The organism is Streptomyces sp. Sge12, assembly GCF_002080455.1.
Classification (GTDB): domain Bacteria; phylum Actinomycetota; class Actinomycetes; order Streptomycetales; family Streptomycetaceae; genus Streptomyces.
In genome coordinates this window covers 432,138-449,417 of record NZ_CP020555.1, presented here as the reverse complement: position 1 = coordinate 449,417, position 17,280 = coordinate 432,138, and the positions used below count along the sequence as shown (strand labels likewise).

The window sequence follows — 17,280 nt, the reverse complement described above, 5'->3', positions numbered from 1 at the left end:
GGACCCCGCGGCACCGACAGGGACGGGTTGCCGCCCGGGCCCTGCATCGATCTTGATCCCATCCAAAACCCAAGTCAATCCTCTGATTTGCTCTCCAACCCCAAGCGATACCTTGGATCTCGTGACCCTCGATGATCTTCGTGTGTTCGTTGCCGTCTGCCGTGCCGGCAGCCTCAGCGCCGTGGCCCGCGACCTCGGCTGCACCCAGTCGGCCGTCAGCCAGCACGTCCGCCGCCTGGAGAAGCAGACCGGCACCGGCCTCCTGGAGCGCCACGCCCGTGGCGTCGTACCCACCGAGGCCGGCCGCATCCTCCAGGCGGCCGCGGCCGACGGCATCGCCGGACTGGACGGCGCGCTTCGCCGCGTCGACGAGCTCGTCCACGGCGGCGGCGGCACGGTCCGCGTCACCACCGGTGCGACGACGGTGCGGCACTTCATGTCCGAGGCCGTCGTCACCTTCCGGCGCAACCACCCTGAGGTGAGCCTGGAGTTCCAGACCGAGAACTCCAGCCGCAGCTGCTTCGACGCCCTCGCCGCCGACGACCTCGACCTCGCCTGGATCACCATCGGCGGCCCGGTCCGCGGCATCGAGCAGCGCCCCGTCATGCGACTGCCCTGGGTGCTCGCCGTCGGCGCCGACGACCCCCTCGCCGCCCGGGCCCGCCTGGACCCCGCCGACCTCGCCGGCATCCGCCACATCCGGCTGCCCGAGAACTCCGCCTCCCGCGCCCACCTCGACGCCGCCTTCGCCGAAGCCGGCATCCGGGTGAGCTCCGACACCAGCGTCGCCGACTGGGACACCGCCCTGCTGCTCGCCGAACTAGGCCTCGGGCACGCCGTCGTGCCGGCGCTGCCCGGCTGGCAGGTCCCCGGCTCCGACGGCCCGCTGCGCCTCGTGCCGATCCCCGCGCTGCCGCCCCTCGCGGTCGGCTGGGCCGTCCGCCGCTGGGCCGCCCTCGCCCCGCCCGCCCTCGTCTTCGCCGACGAGGTCGCCCGCAGCTGCCGGGCGCGCGCCGCCGGGCAGCAGTGACGCCGCCACCAGGCCCACGGCGGCCAGCGCGGCCAGGGCCACCAGCGACGAGCCGTGCAGCCCGGAGCCCGCGGCCACCGCGATCCCGAGGGCCGGACCGACGTTCATGGCCGTCTGCTTGAGCCCGCCGACGACGCCTGCGTACCCGGCGGGGGCCTCGCCGACCACGGCCCCGGTGGCGGTGACCATGACGGTGGTGAACCCGGCGCCGAGCACCCCGAAGGCCACCGGGGACGCCGAGCCCAGCCCGGCGATCCCGGCGACCACCAGCCCCGCGCCGGCCAGCGCGGTCCGGCGCGGCCCGAACCGGCGCAGCGCTATGCCCGCCACCGGCGCCCCCACGACCATCGCCGCGGTCAGCGGCAGCACCCGCACACCGGTGGCGAGCGGATCCAGCCCCTCGACGTCCTGGAGGTGGAACGTGGCCGTGAACAGCGCCCCGAACATGCCCGCGGAGACGACCAGCAGCAGCCCCATCGCGGCCGTCACCGCCGTGGACCGGGCCACGGCATGCGGTACGAACGGCTGCGCGGCCCGCCGCTCACGGCGTACGAACAGGGCCGCGAGCCCGGCGGCGGCCCCGAACCCGATGACGGTGGGCGCGGCGCTCCACCCGTACTCGGGCACGCCGACCAGCGCGTGCACGAACACGGCGACGGCCGTCGCGAGCAGGGCCGCACCGGTCAGCTCCAGCCGCCCGCGCTCCGCCCGGGTCGGCGCGGGGGCCCGTACCGCCAGCGTCAGCGCGGCGATCACCAGGGCTGCCGGCACATTGATCACGAACACGGCCCGCCAGCCCCAGTGCGCGACCAGCAGGCCGCCGAGCAGCGGGCCGGCCGCCGCGGCCGCCCCGATCGCGCTCGTCCGCACGGCCACCGGGGTGGCGAGCCGGTCGGGCGGGTACGCGAGCCGCAGCAGCGCCAGCGTCGCGGGCTGGAGCAGCGCGCCGAACACCCCTTGCGCGCCGCGCAGGGCGATCACCCAGCCGACGCCGGGCGCGAACACGATGCCGGCCGAGGCGGCGGCGAAGCCCAGCACGCCGACGAGGAGCAGCCGCGAGTGCCCGTACCGGTCGCCCAGCCGCCCGGCGACGACCAGGAACGCGGCCACCGCGAGCAGGTAGGCGGTACTGGTCCACTGGACCTGTGCCAGGCTCGCCCCGAGGTCCCGCCGAAGGCTCGGCTGGGCCACGGTCAGCACGGTGCCGTCCAGGGCGACGAGCATGGCCCCCGTCACGCTGACGAGGAGCGAGATCCGCTGCCTCATACCGGCTCCGGACCGAGGTGCGCGTCGACGGCGGCGTCGACGAGGCGTTCGATGCCGTCGGCGGGCGGGGCGCCGCCGAGCATCAGCGGCAGACTGCCCCAGCGCCACAACTGGGCCACGCCGTGCAGGTTGGCCCACAACGCGGCGGCGGTGACGGAGGGTTCGGCGGCCCCGCAGCGGCAGACGAGCGCGACGAGCAGATCGAACATCGACAGGGTCGACTCCCGCAGCCGCGGCCCCTCGGCGGGGGCCCGGCCCGCGCTGTCCAGCAGGTCGTGGCGGAACATCAGCTCGAACATCCCCGGGTGCTCCAGCGCGTAGCCGACGTACGCGCGTCCGATCGCCCGCACCCGCTCCCGCGGGGAGGACTCCCGCACGCCGGCCGCGGCGGCCGAGAAGCGCACGCCGAGATCCGCGAACCCGCGCCGGGCGATCGCCGACAGCAGGGACTGGTGGGTGGGGAAGTACCGGCGCGGCGCCCCGTGCGAGACGCCCGCGCGACGGGCGATCTCCCGCAGCCCGAGTGCGGCGGAGCCCTCGCTCATGACGAGCTCCACACCTGCGTCGATCAGCCGCTCCCGGAGCGGTCGTTCCTGGTCCATGGACACTGTTTACCAGGGCGGGTAGACAGTGTCTACTCCGTCCGGAGGCCCTGCTCCGCGGTGCGGGGGATGATGGGGAGTGCGGCCGCGCGGCCCGGTGGAGGAGGTGTACGTGCCATGACGGAGCACGACGGCGGTCCGGCGGCGCGGAAGCTGGAGGAGGGCCGACTGCTCAAGGAGCTGGAGGCCATTCACCGCACGCGCCACGAGACCCTTCTGCACGGGTCCGACGACGCCCTGGTCACCCACACGAAGCGGATGAACGAGCTGGAGCACGAGTACGTGCGCCGCCACCCCCAACGGGCCCAGACCCCCGGCCGCACCCGCTCGGGCGCCCGCGCCCGCACCGCCGAAGACAGCTGACGCCCGCGCGTCCGGCAGGAGCCGGGGGCGCGCGGGCCGCGGCGAGCCCCATCTCTGCAGGTCGTTCCTTACTCGAGCAGCCTTTGCATCGAATGAGACAATCTTGTATCGTTCGAGGCGAAGGAGGCTCAGTCATGGTGAACGAAGAAGAACTGCTGGACGGCGCCGCGCGCGTCCTCGCCGGCGATCACAGCGCCTCGATGGTGCAGATCGCCGCCGGCATCGGTACCAGCCGCGCCACGCTGAGCCGCCGCTACGCAACCCGCGAGGCCCTGCTCAAGGCCGTTGCCGTCCGGGCGATCGAGGTGGTCGACGGGTGCCTGGCCCCGCTCGACCTCGCGCCGAGCGCCGACGCGGCCGCCTTCGACGCCGCCCTCGAGGAACTGGTCATCGCCCTGATGCCCGCCGCACACCTCTACGGCTTCACCTCGCGGGACGCCACCGTCCTCGCGGACCCGGAGTTCCGGGCCGGAGTCGACCGGCAGGACCAGCGGGCCCTGGCCTTCCTCGCCCTCGGCCAGCGGCTGGGGCGGCTGCGCGCGGACCTGCCGCCGTACTGGATCTGGTACTCGCTCTGGGGTCTGCTCGACGCGGCCGCCGAGGGCGTACGCGACGGGCACCTCGCCCCGCGCCAGATCGGCCACCTGGTCCTGACCTCCTTCCTCAGCGGGACGCGGCCGCTCGCACGGCCCCCCGCCGGCGCTCCCGCGCCCTGAAACTCCTCACCGCCGTGCGCGCCGTGCGCACCTCTGAACGGAATCCCATGCACACCCCCGCGCTGGACCCCCGTAGGTGGATCGTCCTGGCGATCCTCTCCGGCAGCCTCCTGCTCATCTCCATGGACACCACGATCCTCAACGTGGCCTTCCCCTCGCTGGTCGGAGACCTCCGGCCGGGCGCCGTGCAGCAGCTGTGGATCATCGACGTCTACGCGCTCGCCCTGTCCGGACTCCTGGTCACCGCGGGTGCGCTCGGCGACCGCTGGGGGCGCAAGCGGCTGCTCATGGCGGGCTTCGGCATCTTCTCGCTCGCCTCGCTCATAGCCGTGTTCTCCACCGAGGCCTGGCACGTGATCGCGGCCCGCGCACTGCTCGGCATCGGCGGCGCGGCCATCATGCCGTCCACCGTGTCGATCCTGCGGACCGTCTTCACCGATGCCAAGGAGCGCGCCTTCGCGCTCGCCGTCTGGGCGGCCGTCTTCGGCGGCGGCATGGCCTTCGGGCCGGTCGTCGGCGGACTCCTGGTCCAGGACTACGGCTGGCACTCCGCCTTCCTCCTCAACCTGCCCGTCGCCGCCGTCATCGTCGCGGCAGGCCTGCGCTACCTGCCCGAATCGCGTTCCCCGCGCAGCGCCGGCCGCTGGGACTGGTGGGGCGTCGGCCAGTCGATCGTCGGCATGCTCGCCCTCGCCGGCGGTATCAAGCAGCTCGGCAAGAGCGGCGTCGCCGACCCGATGCCCTGGGCCCTGCTGCTGCTCGCCGCGGTCGCGCTGACCGTCTTCGTACGCCGCCAGCTGCGCCTGGACAACCCCCTGCTGCAGGTACGGCTGTTCGCCAAGCCGGCGTTCAGCGTCGCGGCCACCGCGATCTTCCTGCCGATGGTGGGAATGGGCGCGATCCTGTTCCTGGTCACCCAGTGGTTCCAGTACGGCGAGGGCTACACGCCGCTGGAGGCCGGAGTGCGGCTGCTGCCGGCCCCGCTCGCGCTGATCGCCGCCTCGATGGTGGCCCCCTCGCTCATGCAGCGCTTCGCGATCCGCCACGTGCTCGGCGCCGGGCTGGTCGTCCTGGCGGTCGGCATGGCCCTGCCCTGGACCTTCCAGCAGTTCACCGACCTCGGCTACCCGGCCTTCGCGGCCGCCCTGACCGTCATGGGCCTCGGCGCCGGTCTCGCCACCACCGTGGCCTCGGTGACGCTGGTCTCCGCCGCACCCGCGGCCGAGGTCTCCAGCGCCGCCGCCATCGAGGAGACCTGCTACGAACTCGGCTCGGCCATGGGCGTCGCCGTCCTCGGCTCCACCGCGGCCGTGCTCTACCGGGGCAACCTGCCCGCCCTGGACCTGGACGGCCCGAGCGCCGCAGCCGTACGGGACTCCGTCGGCGAGGCCGCGCACACTGCCGAACGACTCGGCGGCACCGTCGGCCAGGCACTGCTGGACACCGCCTCGCACGCCTACACCCTGGCGATCACCCCGGCGTTCCTGCTGGCCGCCGTACTCGCGGTCGCCGCGGCGGCGACGACCTGGGGCCTCATTCCGCGGGACCTGCGGCCCACCGAGAACCACTGACGCGGGCGGGCCGCAGCGCGGGTGCGGCAGGCGCCGGGCCCAAGGTGGTGGTGCCGGGCGCCGCCCGGTGGCCCAGACCCGTGCGGTACGCGTCCATGGCGGCCTCGACCCGGCCCGTGCGCCGCAGCAGATCGCCCAGCAGCCGGCACAGGTCCGCGAGATCACCCGTCGCCCCACTGCGCTCCAGCAGCGCCAGCGCCTGTACGTAGTGCTCCTCGGCGGACTCCGACTCACCGCGCTCCTCGGCCATCAGGCCGAGGAGCCGGTGCGCTCCGCCCGCGTGCACGGCGCCGTGACTGTCCCCCAGCTCCAGCAGCGCCGAGAGCAGCCCGGCGGCCTCCTCGTACCGCCCGAGCTGGCGCAGTACGTCGGCCAGCTCCACCTCCACCTGCGCCGTGTATAGCCCGGCGCGGCGGGCCGACAGCATGTCCCGGGCCGTCCGCAACTCACGCTCCGCCGAAGCCAGTTCGCCGTTCTGTGCCTGGACGTAGCCGCGCATCCAGTGGCAGTGCGCCAGATCGGTCCGCAGCCGCAGCTGCCCGTAGATCTCCTGGGCCTTGCCCAGTGAGGCGTCGGCCTCGGCCACCCGCCCCCCGGCGAGGAAGGTCCGGGCCACCTGCCGGTGCATGCCGGCCACCAGCGCCGGGTCGCCGACCTGCGGAGCCAGCGACAGCGCGAGCTCGGCGGCGCGGGCGGCCCGGGCGTGGGCGCCCATGTCGAGGTACGGCCCGATGATCGCGGCATTGAGCAGCACCAGCGCCTCGGGGTCGGACAACCCGCTCGCACCCAGCTCGTCGATGGTGGATTCGAGCAGGTAGCAGGCGTAGCGCAGCTCGCCGGCGAGCAGGTGCGCCACGGCGCGGCCGCGGATCGGCCGGGCGCGCCGGGTCAGCGGCTCGTCGGCCAGGAGGCGCTCGGCCGCCTCGAAGTGACCGATCGCGTCCGGCAGTTCCCCGGACTCCAGCGCGCAGTCGCCGAGGCCGAGCCGCGCCTCCGCCTGCTCGCGGACCAGCCCGAGCTGCTCCGCCTCCGCGAGCAGCCGCCGGTAGCGCGCCGCGGCCTCGTCGGCCGCGCCGGTGGCCAGCGTCTGCTGCGCGTCGGTGAGGGCGAGCCGCAGTTCGGTCGCCAGGTGGGCGGGGCGGCCGGTGGTCAGCTCCTCGTACGAGGTGCCCAGGCGGGTGGCGAGGAAGCGCAGGGCGGTCTCGGAGGGCCGGACCTTGCCCGACTCCAGCGTGGAGATATAGGCCGAGGTGTAGGATGGCTCGGCCAATTGCCTCTGGGTCAGACCGAGTTCACTGCGCATGCGCTGAACCCTGCGGCCGATCCGGGCCGGTTCGTCCATGGAATCCCCCTGGTTGCTCGAACTCCCCAGTATTCAGGCGGAGCAGGCATTGCGCACCTCCCGCGCGCCACCTAGTTTAAGCAACCGATTCACTGGACTTAACAAACGGCTTAACTTCCGTTCCCCGGGGAGGACTTCATGCATCGAGTCAGACGTGCGGCCGGACGTTCGCCATGGCGCGGCGCGCTCGCCGCGATCTGCGCGACCGCCGCGCTGGTGGCCGTCGGCCCCGTGGGCCCCGCCGATGCCGCCGCAGATGCCGCGGGCCCCCGGGTGGAGGTCGAGATACCGGGGCCGGAGCACGGCGGTGACGCCGGATCGGGCCACGCCCGGGTACCGGCCGCCGGCAGCCCCGCCAAGGCCTCGGGCCGGCTTTCACCGGCCGAGCGGCAGGCCGACGGCGGGGTCACCAAGATGATCGACAACGGGTCCACCGCCGACCGCCTCGACGTCGTCGTCATCGGGGACGGATACACCGCCGCCGAGCTGGGACGCTTCCACACCGACGCCGAGCAGAAGTGGGCCGAGGTGACCGCCGTCGAGCCCTACACCACGTACCGGAACCTCTTCAACGTCTGGACGGTCGACGCGGTCTCGCGCGAATCCGGCGTCTCCGGCGATCCCGACCCGGCGACCGTCCGGGACACGGCCCTCGGCTCGTACTTCTGGTGCGAGAGCATCGAGCGGCTGCTCTGCATCGACCAGCCCAAGGTCGACGCGTACGTGGCGAAGGCGCCCGCCGCGGACCTCGTCATCGTCCTGGCCAACAGTGCCAAGTACGGCGGAGCGGGCTACAACGAGCCCAGCGCCACCCTCGGATACGAGGGCATATCGACGGCTTCCGCGGGCCACCCGAAGTCCGGCCAGGTCGCCATCCATGAGACCGGCCACTCCCTCGGCAAGCTCGCCGACGAGTACTTCTACCCCGGAGTCCCGGACTACGAGAAGTACACCGGTCCCGAGGCCGCCGAATCCAACAGCTCGGTCCTCTCCGCCGACCGGATGGCCGCGCAGCGGGCCAAGTGGTACCGCTGGCTCGGCGAGGAGTCACCGGACGGCGGCACGGTCGGCGCGTACGAGGGCGGCAACTACTTCGTGACCGGGCTCCACCGGCCCACCGACAACTCGCTCATGCGGGTCCTCGGCAAGCCCTTCAACCTGCCGGGCGTCGAGTCGATGATCGGCGGGTTCTACCAGCACGCCCGCATCGTCACCCCGCTCACCCCGACCGACCGCACCCTGCGGCTGCGCCACACGGCGAAGGCGTCCGTACCGAAGCTCGCCGGTGCGGACGGCCGCCAGCCCGTCGTCCGCTGGTACCTCGACGGACGCGAGCTGAAGCGCTTCCAGGGCCGCACCGAGGTCCCGGTGGCGGAGCTGTGGCTCTTCGACCTGCGCACGCACCGCCTGTCGGTCACCGCCGAGGACCGCACCCCGTCGGTGCGCGATCCGAAGATCGCCCGCACCCTGCGCTCCACGGCCGAATGGAACGTCCGGCTCTAGCACCGGGCCGGCTCCCGCCCCGGCCTCCGCCCCGGCCTCCGCCCCGGCCGGGGCTCCGCCACCGGGACCGCACGCCGGCCGGTGTCCGGGGCGACGGGGGTCGCGGCGGACACCGGCCGGAGCGAGCGGTTCGGGTGGGGGAGGGGATCCGTAGGCGTACGGGCTACATGGGGTCCATGCCCCGGTCGTCCATACGGCCCTCCTGCTCGCTCTGCTCCTGGAGACGGCGGGCCTTCTCCTTCAGCCGACGGCGCTCCTCCGGGTCGGTCGAACGCTCGGCCGCGTCGTTCAGCTCCTGGGCCTTGGCGCGCATCTGCTGGGACCGGCCACGGGACTCGCCTGAAACGCTCATGATCGCTCCTCGGATCGGTGGGAGAGCGGGCGGATTCAGCGAACCAGCACTGCCGTGCGGCCGCATCTCGAAGCGTCACCGAGTGTGAGTCGGCCGCGCGGACACCGCGGACGACGCGGGGGCCGGGGCCGGTCAGTCCGCGTCCGACCCGAGGGCCGTGGTGAGGGTGAACAGGGCCCCGTCCGGGTCGCGGAGCGTCACCCACCGCTCGGTGGTGTTCGAGGTGATGTCCGAGACGGGCCGCCCGCCCAGGGAGAGGGCGGCCTCCACCGCCGGCCGGAGCTTCGGCACCCGGAAGTGGACGTGCCAGCGGGGCCTGGTGTGCGGGGAGTACGAGGCGATCTCCACGGGCCCGCTGTTCAGGCGGGCGACGGGTTCGCCGTCCTGCCGCAGCACGACCTGGTCCTCCTCGTAGGAGACCTCGCAGCAGCCGGCGCGGCCGGTGGCCCACTCCAGCACCGCACCGTAGAAGATCGCCGCGTCGAAGGCGTTCCGGGTGCGCAGTTCCAGCCAGGCGGGCGAGGGGCCCCGGCCCACCCGCCAGTCCGCCTCCACATTGCCCTCCCAGATCCCGAAGACGGCGCCGTCCGGGTCGGCGACGAGCGCGGCGCGGCCGCCGGAGGCGAAGGAGACCGGGCCGACCGCGATCGTGCCCGTCCGCTCCCGGATCCGGTCCACCGCCACATCGGCGTCGTCGACGGCGAAGTACGGGGTCCATGCCGCGGCCACCCCCAGGTCCGCCGCCAGCGCCCCGATGCCCGCGACCGGCACCCGGCCCTGGAACGCCACCGAGAACGCCTCGCCGAGACGGGTCGGGCGGAACCTCCAGCCCACGACCGCGCCGTAGAAGTGCTGGGCCGTGCCGAGGTCGCGCGTCATCAGGCTCACCCAGCAGGGGGCCCCGAAGACCTCCTTCGTCGAAATCTCCACCGTTCGCTCCGTCCCTGGTCAGCCACCACTGCCCCTCCTATTCTGGTGCTTATCGTGACGATCTTCTCGATCCACGGCCGCACATGCACACAGAAGGTGTCCGAGAATCACGCTCCGTGGCGATCCGCTCCGGCGGTGCTCGGCGATAGCCTCGGTCCCGGACGCGCCCCGCAGCCCCGGAAGGCAGGTCTCCCATGACCGCATCCCAGATTCCCGTGATCGACCTCGGGCCGTGGCGGTCCGGCGGACCCGAGGTCCGCGCCCGCACGGCCGCCCGCGTCGACGAGGCCCTGCGCGCGGCCGGCTTCCTGCTGGTGGCCGGGCACGGCGTGGACCCCGCACTGCCCGCGCGGATCCGGGAGGCGGCGGGCCGGTTCTTCCGGCTGCCCGCGAGCGCGAAGGCCCCGTACGCCGTACCGGTCGGCGGCCGAGGATGGCTCGGCCCCGGCGCGGAGGCCAACAGCTATGCGGAGGGGGCGGCCTCGCCGCCCGACCTCAAGGAGTCCTGGTCCTTCGCGGCCGAGGACCCCACCGGGAACCCCTCCGTGGACGCCGAATGGTTCGTGCCCAACGTCTGGCCCGCCGAAGCGCCGCAGCTCCGGCCGCTGGTGACGGAGTACCTGCGCCTGATGCGGTCCCTCTCCGACGAGCTGCTGGAGCTCCTGGCCGTCGCCCTGGGCCTGGCCGAGGACCACTTCACCCGCCACACCTCACACCCCACCTGGGGGTTCAATCTCAACTGGTACCCGGGCACCGAGGTCGTCGGCCCGCCCCTGCCCGGCCAGTTCCGCATCGGAGCCCACACGGACTTCGGCACCGTCACCGTCCTCGACCGGGAGCCGGGTGCGGGCGGGCTCCAGATCCACACCGATGCCGACGGCTGGCAGGACGCGCCCTACGACCCGGCGGCGCTCACCGTCAACATCGGCGACCTGATGGCCCGCTGGACCGGCGACCGCTGGCGCGCGGGCCGCCACCGCGTACTGCCCCCGCCCGCCGACGCTCCGGCCGAGGAACTGATCTCCCTCGTCTACTTCTACGAGTGCGACGCCCACACCCGCGTGGAGTCACTGCCCGCCCCGGTCGGCCGGATCGTGCACGAACCCGTCGACTCCCACACGTACCTGCGGGGCAAGCTCGACGCCATCGATGTGGCTACGACTCAGGAGTGACCCGGGGCCGCCGCCTCCCTCCGCGGGTTGACGGAGCGTCCGCCCCGGAGGCTGACGATCCGCCAGAACCAGCCGCATAGCGTGCAGTTCATGAAGACGCGCGCAGTTGCCGCCCTGACCCTGGCCGCCATACTCCTGCCCCTCCCGCTCGCCACCGCCACCGTCTCGGTCGCCGCGGACACCTCCGTCGGCGCCGGGCCGGTGGCGACCGACGACCGCCGCACGACGGTGGAACTCCCGCGCCCCACCGGCCGTTTCGCCGTCGGCCGCGAGGACCTGCACCTGGTGGACCACAGCCGCACCGACCCCTGGGCCGGGTCCGGGCCGCGCGAGCTGATGGTCACCCTGCGCTACCCGGCGCGCCACGACAGCGGCCGGACCACCCGCTACCTCACCCCCGAGGAGGCCCGGCTGCTGCTGGTCTCCCGCGGGCTGGACCAGGTGATCCCGGTCGAGACCCTGACCGGCACCCGGACCCACGGCCGGACGGGCGCCCGCCCCGCCGACGGCCGGTACCCGCTGATCGTCCTCTCCCCGGGCTTCAGCGTCCACCGGTCCACGCTCACCGCGCTCGCCGAGGACCTGGCCTCGCGCGGCTACGTCGTCGCCTCCGTGGACCACGCGTACGAGAGCGTGGGCACCGCCTTCCCGGGCGGGCGCGTCCTCACCTGCCTGGCCTGCGAGAAGGCCCAGGACGAGGCCGGTTACCGGACCGTCGGCGAGACCCGCGCCCGCGACGTGTCCTACCTCCTGGACCGCCTCACCGGACGCAACCCCGTCTGGCGCCACTCCCACCTCATCGACAAGAGCCGCATCGCGATGGCCGGCCACTCCATCGGCGGTTCCTCGACCGCGGCCGCGATGGCCGGCGACCGCAGGATCCGGGCCGGGATCAACATGGACGGCGGATTCTCCACGCCGGTCCCCGCCACCGGACTCGGCGGGCGCCCCTTCATGCTGCTCGGCGCGCAGCAGCGCGGACCCGGCGGCAACGACAGCTGGGACCGGGACTGGCCGCTGCTCGACGGCTGGAAGCGCTGGATCACCTTCGCCGGCTCCGGCCACTTCACCTTCAGCGACTTCCCGGCCATCGGCGAACAGCTGGGCCTGCCCGACGAGGAGGCTCCGCTGCCCGGAGCCCGCTCCGTCGAACTGACCCGGCGCTACGTCGCCGCCTTCTTCGACCAGCACCTGCGAGGCCGCCCGCAGCCCGTGCTCGACGGCCCGTCCCCGGACGCGCCGGAGGTCGCCTTCCACGCCCCCTGAGCGTCCCCGGTCACACCACCGTCACCGGATGGCGGACCACCGCGTCGAAGAGGTACCCCTGCGTGTTGTGGACCGACCGATCGGGCTGCGTCCGCCCGGTCGCGTCGGTCGCCCGCGCGAGCAGCGCCGTCGCCCCCCTCGCGCGCGGGGTCCACGGCACCGACCACCGCACCCAGCCGCCCCGGCGCGGGGTGTCGTGCAGCCGGGCGCGCCGCCAGTGGCCGCCGCCGTCCGTGCTCACGTCGATCCGGGTCACCGGGGCCGCGCCCGACCAGGAACGCCCGGTCAGCAGCCGGGGCCGGTGCACAGGAACGGTGGCCCCCAGCTCCAGCTCGAAGGCGCTCTTGAGCGTCTGCCGGGTCAGCGGCGCACTGCCCTGAGCCGGGTGCTCGGGCCCGAACAGCCGGTACAGGTCGGTGTTCCACGGCGAGTACAGCGGCTCGGCGCTCACCTCGATGTCCCCGACCCACTTGATCGAGGAGATCCCCACCCAGTCCGGTACGACGAGGCGGACCGGCCCGCCGTGGTCCGGCGGCAGCGGCTGCCCGTTCATCTCGTAGGCCAGCAGTACGTCGTCCAGCGCCTTGGTGACGGGCAGCGGGCGCCGCACCCGGCCCAGGTTCACCCCGTTCGCGACCACCTCGTCGTCCAACCCGCTCGGCAGCACGTCCACGGCGCCGCGGGTCACGCCCGCCAGGCGCAGGACGTCGGACAGCCGCGCGCCGCGCCAGCGCGCGACGCCGATCGCGCCCAGGGTCCAGGCGGTGCCGGTGACCGACTGGCCCTGCTGCGTCGTGTAGAAGCTCCGGCCGTTGCCCGCGCACTCGATGAACAGGGTCCGCTCCACCGGGCGCAGGGCGCGCAGCCGCTCGTACGACAGCTCCAGCGGGCCGCCCGCCAGCCCGTCGCCCCACACCTTCAGCCGCCACCCCTCCGCGTCGATCCGCGGGGTCGAGGTGTGGTTGCGGACGAAGAACCGGTCGATCGGGGTGAGCGTGCCCGTGCCGCGCAGCGCCGCGAAGTTCGTCTCCGCGTTCGTACCGCGGAGGGTGAAGAGCTCGGGCGGCAGCGCCTTGACGGTGCGGGGCACCGGGTCGGCGAGGGGTCCGGCCGGTCCGGCCGGCGCCGCCGAGGCCGTGGCGCCGCCCGCTGCCACGCCGAGTGATCCGGCGGCGGCGCCCACCGCGAACAGCCTCAGCAGATCACGGCGGTCCACCCCGGCGGAGCGGGCGCGGCCGCGCGCCCACTGCCGCAGGCGCGTGCGGTCGTACCGGCTCTCGTCCGACAGATCGAAGGGCATGGCAGGAGCACTCCTTGGTCGCGGTTGCCACGGACCGTAGAGGTCCGGGGCGAGCCGGGGGAACCTTCCCGCGGTGCCCGCCACGAACCCGCAACACCACCGCAACGGCCGATTACCGCTGGTCGGCGGAGATTCGGCAGGATGTGGGGCATGACCGAGATCCGTACCCCCCGACTCCTCCTCCGCCTCTGGACCGACGACGACCTCGTCCCCCTGTCGGAGATCAACGCCGACCCGGAGGTGATGCGCTGGATCGGCGAGGGCTCCACCCTCGACCTGGACGAGACGGCCGAGGAGATCGAGCGCTGGGACGAGGAGTGGGACGACGAGGGCTTCGGGATCTTCGCCGTCGAGCTCCTCGGCTCCGGCGAGCTCATCGGTGCCGTCGGCCTCTCGGTCCTCGAGAACCTGCCGGACGCCAGGGCGGACGTACAGATCAGCTGGCGGCTCGGCCGCCAGTACTGGGGCCAGGGCTACGCCTCCGAGGCCGCCCACGCCACCTTGGAGTTCGCGCTCCAGGACCGCGGCCTGGACCGGGTCGTCGCGGTCAACCGGATGAGCAACACCGATTCCGAGAACGTGATCCGCAAACTGGGCATGGTGATGGAACGCGACACCACCGACCCCCGCTACGGGACCTCCGTGCGGATCCACGGCATCGACCTCACCGAGTACGAGGCCTGATCCGCGCGGCCGCATCAGCCGATCGGCCGACCCCGGGGTCCGCCGGACCGCCCGCACGCTCCGTCCACCGGTCGGACCCGGCGCGGGCGGCGGCGCGGCGAGCATGGACGGGAGAGCGGGAGGACGTACCCGGCCCTCCCCGCCCGGAGCCGAGAGGGACACCATGAACGCGCACGACCGACTCCTCCTCGACGGGGCCCGCCGCGGCGACGCGGCGGCGGTGGGCACGGCGCTCGCCGCGGGCGCCGCCGTGGAGGTCCGTGACGAGGAGCTGCGCACGCCCCTGCTGCTGGCCGCGCTCGGCGACCACGTGGCCGCGGCCGAACTGCTGGTCGCCGCCGGAGCCGACCCGAACGCCCCCGACTCCCGGGAGGACAGCCCCTGGCTGGTCACCGGGGTCACCGGCAGCGTCCGGATGATGCGCCTGCTGCTGCCCGCCGGGCCCGACCTGAAGCAGCGCAACCGCTTCGGCGGGATCTCCCTCATCCCGGCCGCCGAGCGCGGGCACATCGCGTACGTGCGCGCCGTGCTCGACGAGACGGACATCGACGTCGACCACGTCAACCGGCTCGGCTGGACCGCCCTGCTGGAGGCGGTGATCCTCGGCGACGGCGGCCCGCGCCACGAGGAGGTCGTCGCGGCGCTCCTCGCGGCGGGCGCCGATCCCCGGCTGCCCGACCACGACGGGGTGGCGCCCTACGAGCACGCCGCGCGCCGGGGCTTCGACGGCATGGCGCGGATCCTGAAGGCGGCGCTCGACCGGGCGGAAGCCGGGCCGGGCCGATGAACCACCGCACGCCGGGCGTCCGTACCCGTACGCGCGTCCGTACCCGTACCCGTACCCGAGCCCGCGCCCGTACGTGCCGGCGGGGCGCCCTCGCGGCCCTCGCCGCGGTCCTGCTGCTCGGCTCCTGCACCCGCACCGCGGCGCCCGCGCCGCCGGCTCCGGCGCCCTCCGCCACCGCACCGCTGCCCGCCACCGCGCCCACCCCGCAGGGGCTGCTCCTGACGGCCGACTTCGGGGCCGACACCGTGACCTTCGTGGACCCGCAGCGCGGCGCCGTCGCCTCGGTCACCGTGGGCAGGGCCCCGTACGGACTGGCCGTGGGCGCGGACGGCCGCGCCTGGGTGGCCACCGCCGAGGGCGTCGCCGTCGTCGACACCCGCACCCGGGTACGGGTGGCCCTCATCCCGTACCGCACGGCCACCGGCCCCGTCACCGACGGCGAGTACCGCGGAGGCGGCATGGGCATCGCGCTCTCGCCCGACGGCGTCCACGCCTACGCCGGGGTCAACGTGCCCGGCACCACTGGGGTCCTGGAAGTCCTCGACACGGCGCGGCGCGAGGTCACCGCCGTGGTGCCGGTGGGCCGCCGCCCTTTCGACGTGGACGTGTCGCCGGACGGCGCCGAGGTCTACGTCACCGGCCACGACTCCTTCGACGTGACCGTCGTGGCGGCCGACTCGACGAGGACCCGCCGGATCGAGGTGGCCCCCTACGGCACCGAGGGCGGGCTCGGCTCCTGGCTGAAGCCGCACTACGCCGTCGTCCGCCCGTCCGACGGGAAACTGCTGCTCCCCTTCGAGGGCGAGCGGCTCGCGGTGGTCGACCCGCGGACCGGGCGGACCGCCATCGAGCCGATGACCGCCGACACCCACCAGCACGGCGCCGCGCTCACGCCCGACGGCCGGCTCCTGGTGGTCGGCACGGGCGCCGTGCAGCCGGGCGACGGCAAGGGCCCGTCCCTGACGGTCCGCTCCCCGGACGGCGCCGAGCGGGTGTACCCGCTCCGGGGGCCGCACGAGGACGTGGCCGTCTCCCGGGACGGCCGCACCGCCTACGTCACCGGCGGATACACCCGCGACGGCTACTGGAACGGCATCACCGTCGTCGACCTGGACACCGGAGCCACCCGCCGGCTCGCGGCGGGCGCCCGGCCGCTGGGCATCGCCGTCCTCTGACCCGGCGGCCGCGAGCCGGCCGCCGAGCCGACCCCGAACCGACCTCCGGGCCGACCCCGCAGCAGGCAGCTCAGCCGGGGGCCTGCGCCCCGCCGCCCGCCCGGATCGCCGCCAGGGCGGCGGCGTGCAGGGCGGCCGGGTCGCCGTGGTGGGCCCGGGGGCTCCCCGTGAGCGTGTACCACTCGTCGGCGTCCTGGTACTGGACGTCGAACCGGACCAGGCCCCCGGCCGCCTCCGTGCTGCGCAGCGTCAGCGGGCCGGTGATCACACCGACCTCGTCGGTCATGGCGCCGCCCGGCCCGGCGAGCACCCCGTCCTGCCACTGGTGTTGCCGCGTCATCAGGCGCAGGTGTCCAGCATCGTGGTGAGCATCTTCTTCTCCGCTTCGGTGACGGTCAGTTCGTACTCGGACTTCACGGTGGTCCACGCCCGCCCGTACTGGCACCAGGCGGCCTTGTCCGGCGGCTGCCACAGGTCGGGGCTCTGGTCGCCCTTGGAGCGGTTGGAGGCCGCGGTCACCGCCAGCAGCTGAGGACGGGTCAGATCATTGGCGAAGGCCTTGCGCCGGGCTGAGTCCCAGCCGGCCGCGCCGGAACGCCAGCCCTCGGCGAGCGGCACCATGTGGTCGATGTCCATCTTCCCCGCCTCCGTGACGGCCACCCCGTCGTAGAGGCTCTTCCAGTTGCCGGACACCGCCTTGCACTCGGCGTCCTGGGTGACCTCGGTGCCGTCGCGCTTGAGGACGACCTCGCGGGTGTCGCACTTGTTGCCCTGCTGCGCCCAGTGCGTGAACTTGTCCCTGCTGTAGCCGGCCATCGTGCCGACCGGGGCCACCTTGAGCGCCGCCAACCGGGTCCGCGCCACGGCGGCGCTGACCATACCCGGCAGTACGTCCCCGCCGGCCGGTTTGGCGTCGCCGTCCGGGGACTTCGACGACTTCGGCGCCGTCGCGGAGGGCGAGCCCGCGGGCGCGGACGCCTTCGGATCCCCGCCGCCCGGAGCGACCGGATCGGAGCACCCGGCCGCGGCCGCCAGCAGCAGCGCCATCAGCGCCGCACCGGACACACGTATCTGACGTCCCATAACCCCACCCCGAGCCGGTACCGCTGTGCACGCTGTCCCGGAAACACTACCCAGAACCGGACATTCAACCTAGCGAGGGCCCTCGGGTCGGCGTTGTCAGTGGCTCTCGCTAGTCTCCCGGCATACCGCAGCTCAGGG

At 74.1% G+C, this 17,280-nt stretch carries 17 protein-coding genes and 1 pseudogene; 10 read left to right on the top strand and 8 right to left on the bottom strand.

The features are described 5' to 3' along the window. Positions 1-121: 121 nt before the first annotated feature. Complete coding sequence (locus B6R96_RS02095) at positions 122-1,030, top strand: LysR family transcriptional regulator (RefSeq protein WP_081521340.1); 909 nt, start codon at positions 122-124, stop codon at positions 1,028-1,030. On the opposite strand, the pseudogene B6R96_RS02090 reads toward B6R96_RS02095, so the two are convergent. Then, positions 1,001-2,296 (bottom strand): annotated as a pseudogene (locus B6R96_RS02090) (MFS transporter); the annotation flags it as partial. The gene B6R96_RS02095 and the pseudogene B6R96_RS02090 sit on opposite strands and share 30 nt — an antisense overlap. Further along, complete coding sequence (locus tag B6R96_RS02085) at positions 2,293-2,898, bottom strand: TetR/AcrR family transcriptional regulator (RefSeq protein WP_081524930.1); 606 nt, start codon at positions 2,896-2,898, stop codon at positions 2,293-2,295. The gene B6R96_RS02085 and the pseudogene B6R96_RS02090, both read right to left, overlap by 4 nt. A gap of 117 nt (positions 2,899-3,015) precedes the next feature. Here B6R96_RS02085 and B6R96_RS02080 point away from each other — a divergent pair, with 117 nt between their 5' ends. The 3 genes from B6R96_RS02080 (at position 3,016) to B6R96_RS02070 (ending at position 5,548) form a co-directional block, all read left to right on the top strand. After that, positions 3,016-3,261 carry a DUF6158 family protein gene (locus tag B6R96_RS02080; RefSeq protein ID WP_081521339.1) on the top strand — a complete coding sequence of 82 codons (246 nt, stop codon included), beginning with the start codon at positions 3,016-3,018 and terminating at the stop codon, positions 3,259-3,261. A gap of 134 nt (positions 3,262-3,395) precedes the next feature. Then, on the top strand, positions 3,396-3,977 hold the full coding sequence (locus B6R96_RS02075) for a TetR/AcrR family transcriptional regulator (protein WP_159396259.1): 582 nt from the start codon (positions 3,396-3,398) through the stop codon (positions 3,975-3,977). A 47-nt stretch (positions 3,978-4,024) separates the two neighbouring features. After that, entirely contained in the window at positions 4,025-5,548 is a 1,524-nt protein-coding gene (locus tag B6R96_RS02070) for an MFS transporter (protein ID WP_053175919.1), read from the top strand. Here the strand turns inward: B6R96_RS02070 and B6R96_RS02065 are convergent. Continuing rightward, the gene (locus tag B6R96_RS02065; RefSeq protein WP_081521337.1) at positions 5,511-6,890 is read right to left on the bottom strand and encodes a helix-turn-helix transcriptional regulator; all 1,380 of its coding nucleotides are present in this window, start codon (positions 6,888-6,890) and stop codon (positions 5,511-5,513) included. The two genes, B6R96_RS02070 and B6R96_RS02065, sit on opposite strands and share 38 nt — an antisense overlap. A 138-nt stretch (positions 6,891-7,028) precedes the next feature. Between B6R96_RS02065 and B6R96_RS02060 the strand changes: the two genes are divergently transcribed. Then, entirely contained in the window at positions 7,029-8,393 is a 1,365-nt protein-coding gene (locus B6R96_RS02060; RefSeq protein WP_081521336.1) for a M64 family metallopeptidase, read from the top strand. Between the two features lie 163 nt (positions 8,394-8,556). Here the strand turns inward: B6R96_RS02060 and B6R96_RS02055 are convergent, their stop codons facing one another. Further along, positions 8,557-8,745 (bottom strand): DUF6381 family protein, encoded by a 189-nt coding sequence (locus B6R96_RS02055; RefSeq protein WP_030384902.1) that lies wholly within the window; start codon positions 8,743-8,745, stop codon positions 8,557-8,559. A gap of 132 nt (positions 8,746-8,877) precedes the next feature. Next, positions 8,878-9,624, bottom strand: coding sequence for a VOC family protein (locus tag B6R96_RS02050; protein WP_030384903.1), 747 nt, complete (start codon positions 9,622-9,624; stop codon positions 8,878-8,880). 245 nt (positions 9,625-9,869) lie between these two features. On the opposite strand from B6R96_RS02050, the gene B6R96_RS02045 reads away from it, so the two are divergent. Further along, positions 9,870-10,847, top strand: coding sequence for an isopenicillin N synthase family dioxygenase (locus tag B6R96_RS02045; protein WP_081521335.1), 978 nt, complete (start codon positions 9,870-9,872; stop codon positions 10,845-10,847). Between the two features lie 90 nt (positions 10,848-10,937). Next, complete coding sequence (locus B6R96_RS02040) at positions 10,938-12,113, top strand: alpha/beta hydrolase family protein (RefSeq protein ID WP_081524929.1); 1,176 nt, start codon at positions 10,938-10,940, stop codon at positions 12,111-12,113. A 10-nt stretch (positions 12,114-12,123) separates the two neighbouring features. Here B6R96_RS02040 and B6R96_RS02035 read toward each other — a convergent pair whose 3' ends face one another. After that, positions 12,124-13,413, bottom strand: a complete 1,290-nt coding sequence (locus tag B6R96_RS02035) for a sulfite oxidase (RefSeq protein ID WP_081521334.1) — start codon at positions 13,411-13,413, stop codon at positions 12,124-12,126. A 150-nt stretch (positions 13,414-13,563) separates the two neighbouring features. Between B6R96_RS02035 and B6R96_RS02030 the strand changes: the two genes are divergently transcribed. The 3 genes from B6R96_RS02030 (at position 13,564) to B6R96_RS02020 (ending at position 16,059) form a co-directional block, all read left to right on the top strand. Continuing rightward, positions 13,564-14,097 (top strand): GNAT family N-acetyltransferase, encoded by a 534-nt coding sequence (locus B6R96_RS02030; RefSeq protein ID WP_030384907.1) that lies wholly within the window; start codon positions 13,564-13,566, stop codon positions 14,095-14,097. Between the two features lie 163 nt (positions 14,098-14,260). Beyond that, a complete protein-coding gene (locus B6R96_RS02025) occupies positions 14,261-14,884 on the top strand; it encodes an ankyrin repeat domain-containing protein (RefSeq protein WP_081521333.1) in 624 nt (207 codons plus the stop codon). Further along, positions 14,881-16,059, top strand: coding sequence for a YncE family protein (locus B6R96_RS02020; protein WP_237291285.1), 1,179 nt, complete (start codon positions 14,881-14,883; stop codon positions 16,057-16,059). Before B6R96_RS02025 ends, B6R96_RS02020 begins: the two co-directional genes overlap by 4 nt. A 70-nt stretch (positions 16,060-16,129) precedes the next feature. Here B6R96_RS02020 and B6R96_RS02015 read toward each other — a convergent pair whose 3' ends face one another. After that, positions 16,130-16,399, bottom strand: a complete 270-nt coding sequence (locus B6R96_RS02015) for a hypothetical protein (RefSeq protein ID WP_053175928.1) — start codon at positions 16,397-16,399, stop codon at positions 16,130-16,132. Further along, positions 16,399-17,142 carry an HNH endonuclease family protein gene (locus B6R96_RS02010; RefSeq protein ID WP_237291284.1) on the bottom strand — a complete coding sequence of 248 codons (744 nt, stop codon included), beginning with the start codon at positions 17,140-17,142 and terminating at the stop codon, positions 16,399-16,401. Before B6R96_RS02010 ends, B6R96_RS02015 begins: the two co-directional genes overlap by 1 nt. Positions 17,143-17,280: the final 138 nt, after the last annotated feature.

Excerpts from the sequence above, each read along its gene's own strand:
- B6R96_RS02065 (WP_081521337.1), bottom strand. The coding sequence starts at position 6,890 with ATGGACGAACCGGCCCGGATCGGCCGCAGGGTTCAGCGCATGCGCAGT.
- B6R96_RS02045 (WP_081521335.1), top strand. The coding sequence starts at position 9,870 with ATGACCGCATCCCAGATTCCCGTGATCGACCTCGGGCCGTGGCGGTCC.
- B6R96_RS02025 (WP_081521333.1), top strand. The coding sequence starts at position 14,261 with ATGAACGCGCACGACCGACTCCTCCTCGACGGGGCCCGCCGCGGCGAC.
- B6R96_RS02055 (WP_030384902.1), bottom strand. The coding sequence starts at position 8,745 with ATGAGCGTTTCAGGCGAGTCCCGTGGCCGGTCCCAGCAGATGCGCGCC.
- B6R96_RS02075 (WP_159396259.1), top strand. The coding sequence starts at position 3,396 with ATGGTGAACGAAGAAGAACTGCTGGACGGCGCCGCGCGCGTCCTCGCC.
- B6R96_RS02050 (WP_030384903.1), bottom strand. The coding sequence starts at position 9,624 with ATGACGCGCGACCTCGGCACGGCCCAGCACTTCTACGGCGCGGTCGTG.
- B6R96_RS02060 (WP_081521336.1), top strand. The coding sequence starts at position 7,029 with ATGCATCGAGTCAGACGTGCGGCCGGACGTTCGCCATGGCGCGGCGCG.
- B6R96_RS02070 (WP_053175919.1), top strand. The coding sequence starts at position 4,025 with ATGCACACCCCCGCGCTGGACCCCCGTAGGTGGATCGTCCTGGCGATC.
- B6R96_RS02020 (WP_237291285.1), top strand. The coding sequence starts at position 14,881 with ATGAACCACCGCACGCCGGGCGTCCGTACCCGTACGCGCGTCCGTACC.
- B6R96_RS02010 (WP_237291284.1), bottom strand. The coding sequence starts at position 17,142 with ATGGGACGTCAGATACGTGTGTCCGGTGCGGCGCTGATGGCGCTGCTG.
- B6R96_RS02085 (WP_081524930.1), bottom strand. The coding sequence starts at position 2,898 with ATGGACCAGGAACGACCGCTCCGGGAGCGGCTGATCGACGCAGGTGTG.
- B6R96_RS02080 (WP_081521339.1), top strand. The coding sequence starts at position 3,016 with ATGACGGAGCACGACGGCGGTCCGGCGGCGCGGAAGCTGGAGGAGGGC.
- B6R96_RS02040 (WP_081524929.1), top strand. The coding sequence starts at position 10,938 with ATGAAGACGCGCGCAGTTGCCGCCCTGACCCTGGCCGCCATACTCCTG.
- B6R96_RS02030 (WP_030384907.1), top strand. The coding sequence starts at position 13,564 with ATGACCGAGATCCGTACCCCCCGACTCCTCCTCCGCCTCTGGACCGAC.
- B6R96_RS02015 (WP_053175928.1), bottom strand. The coding sequence starts at position 16,399 with ATGACGCGGCAACACCAGTGGCAGGACGGGGTGCTCGCCGGGCCGGGC.
- B6R96_RS02035 (WP_081521334.1), bottom strand. The coding sequence starts at position 13,413 with ATGCCCTTCGATCTGTCGGACGAGAGCCGGTACGACCGCACGCGCCTG.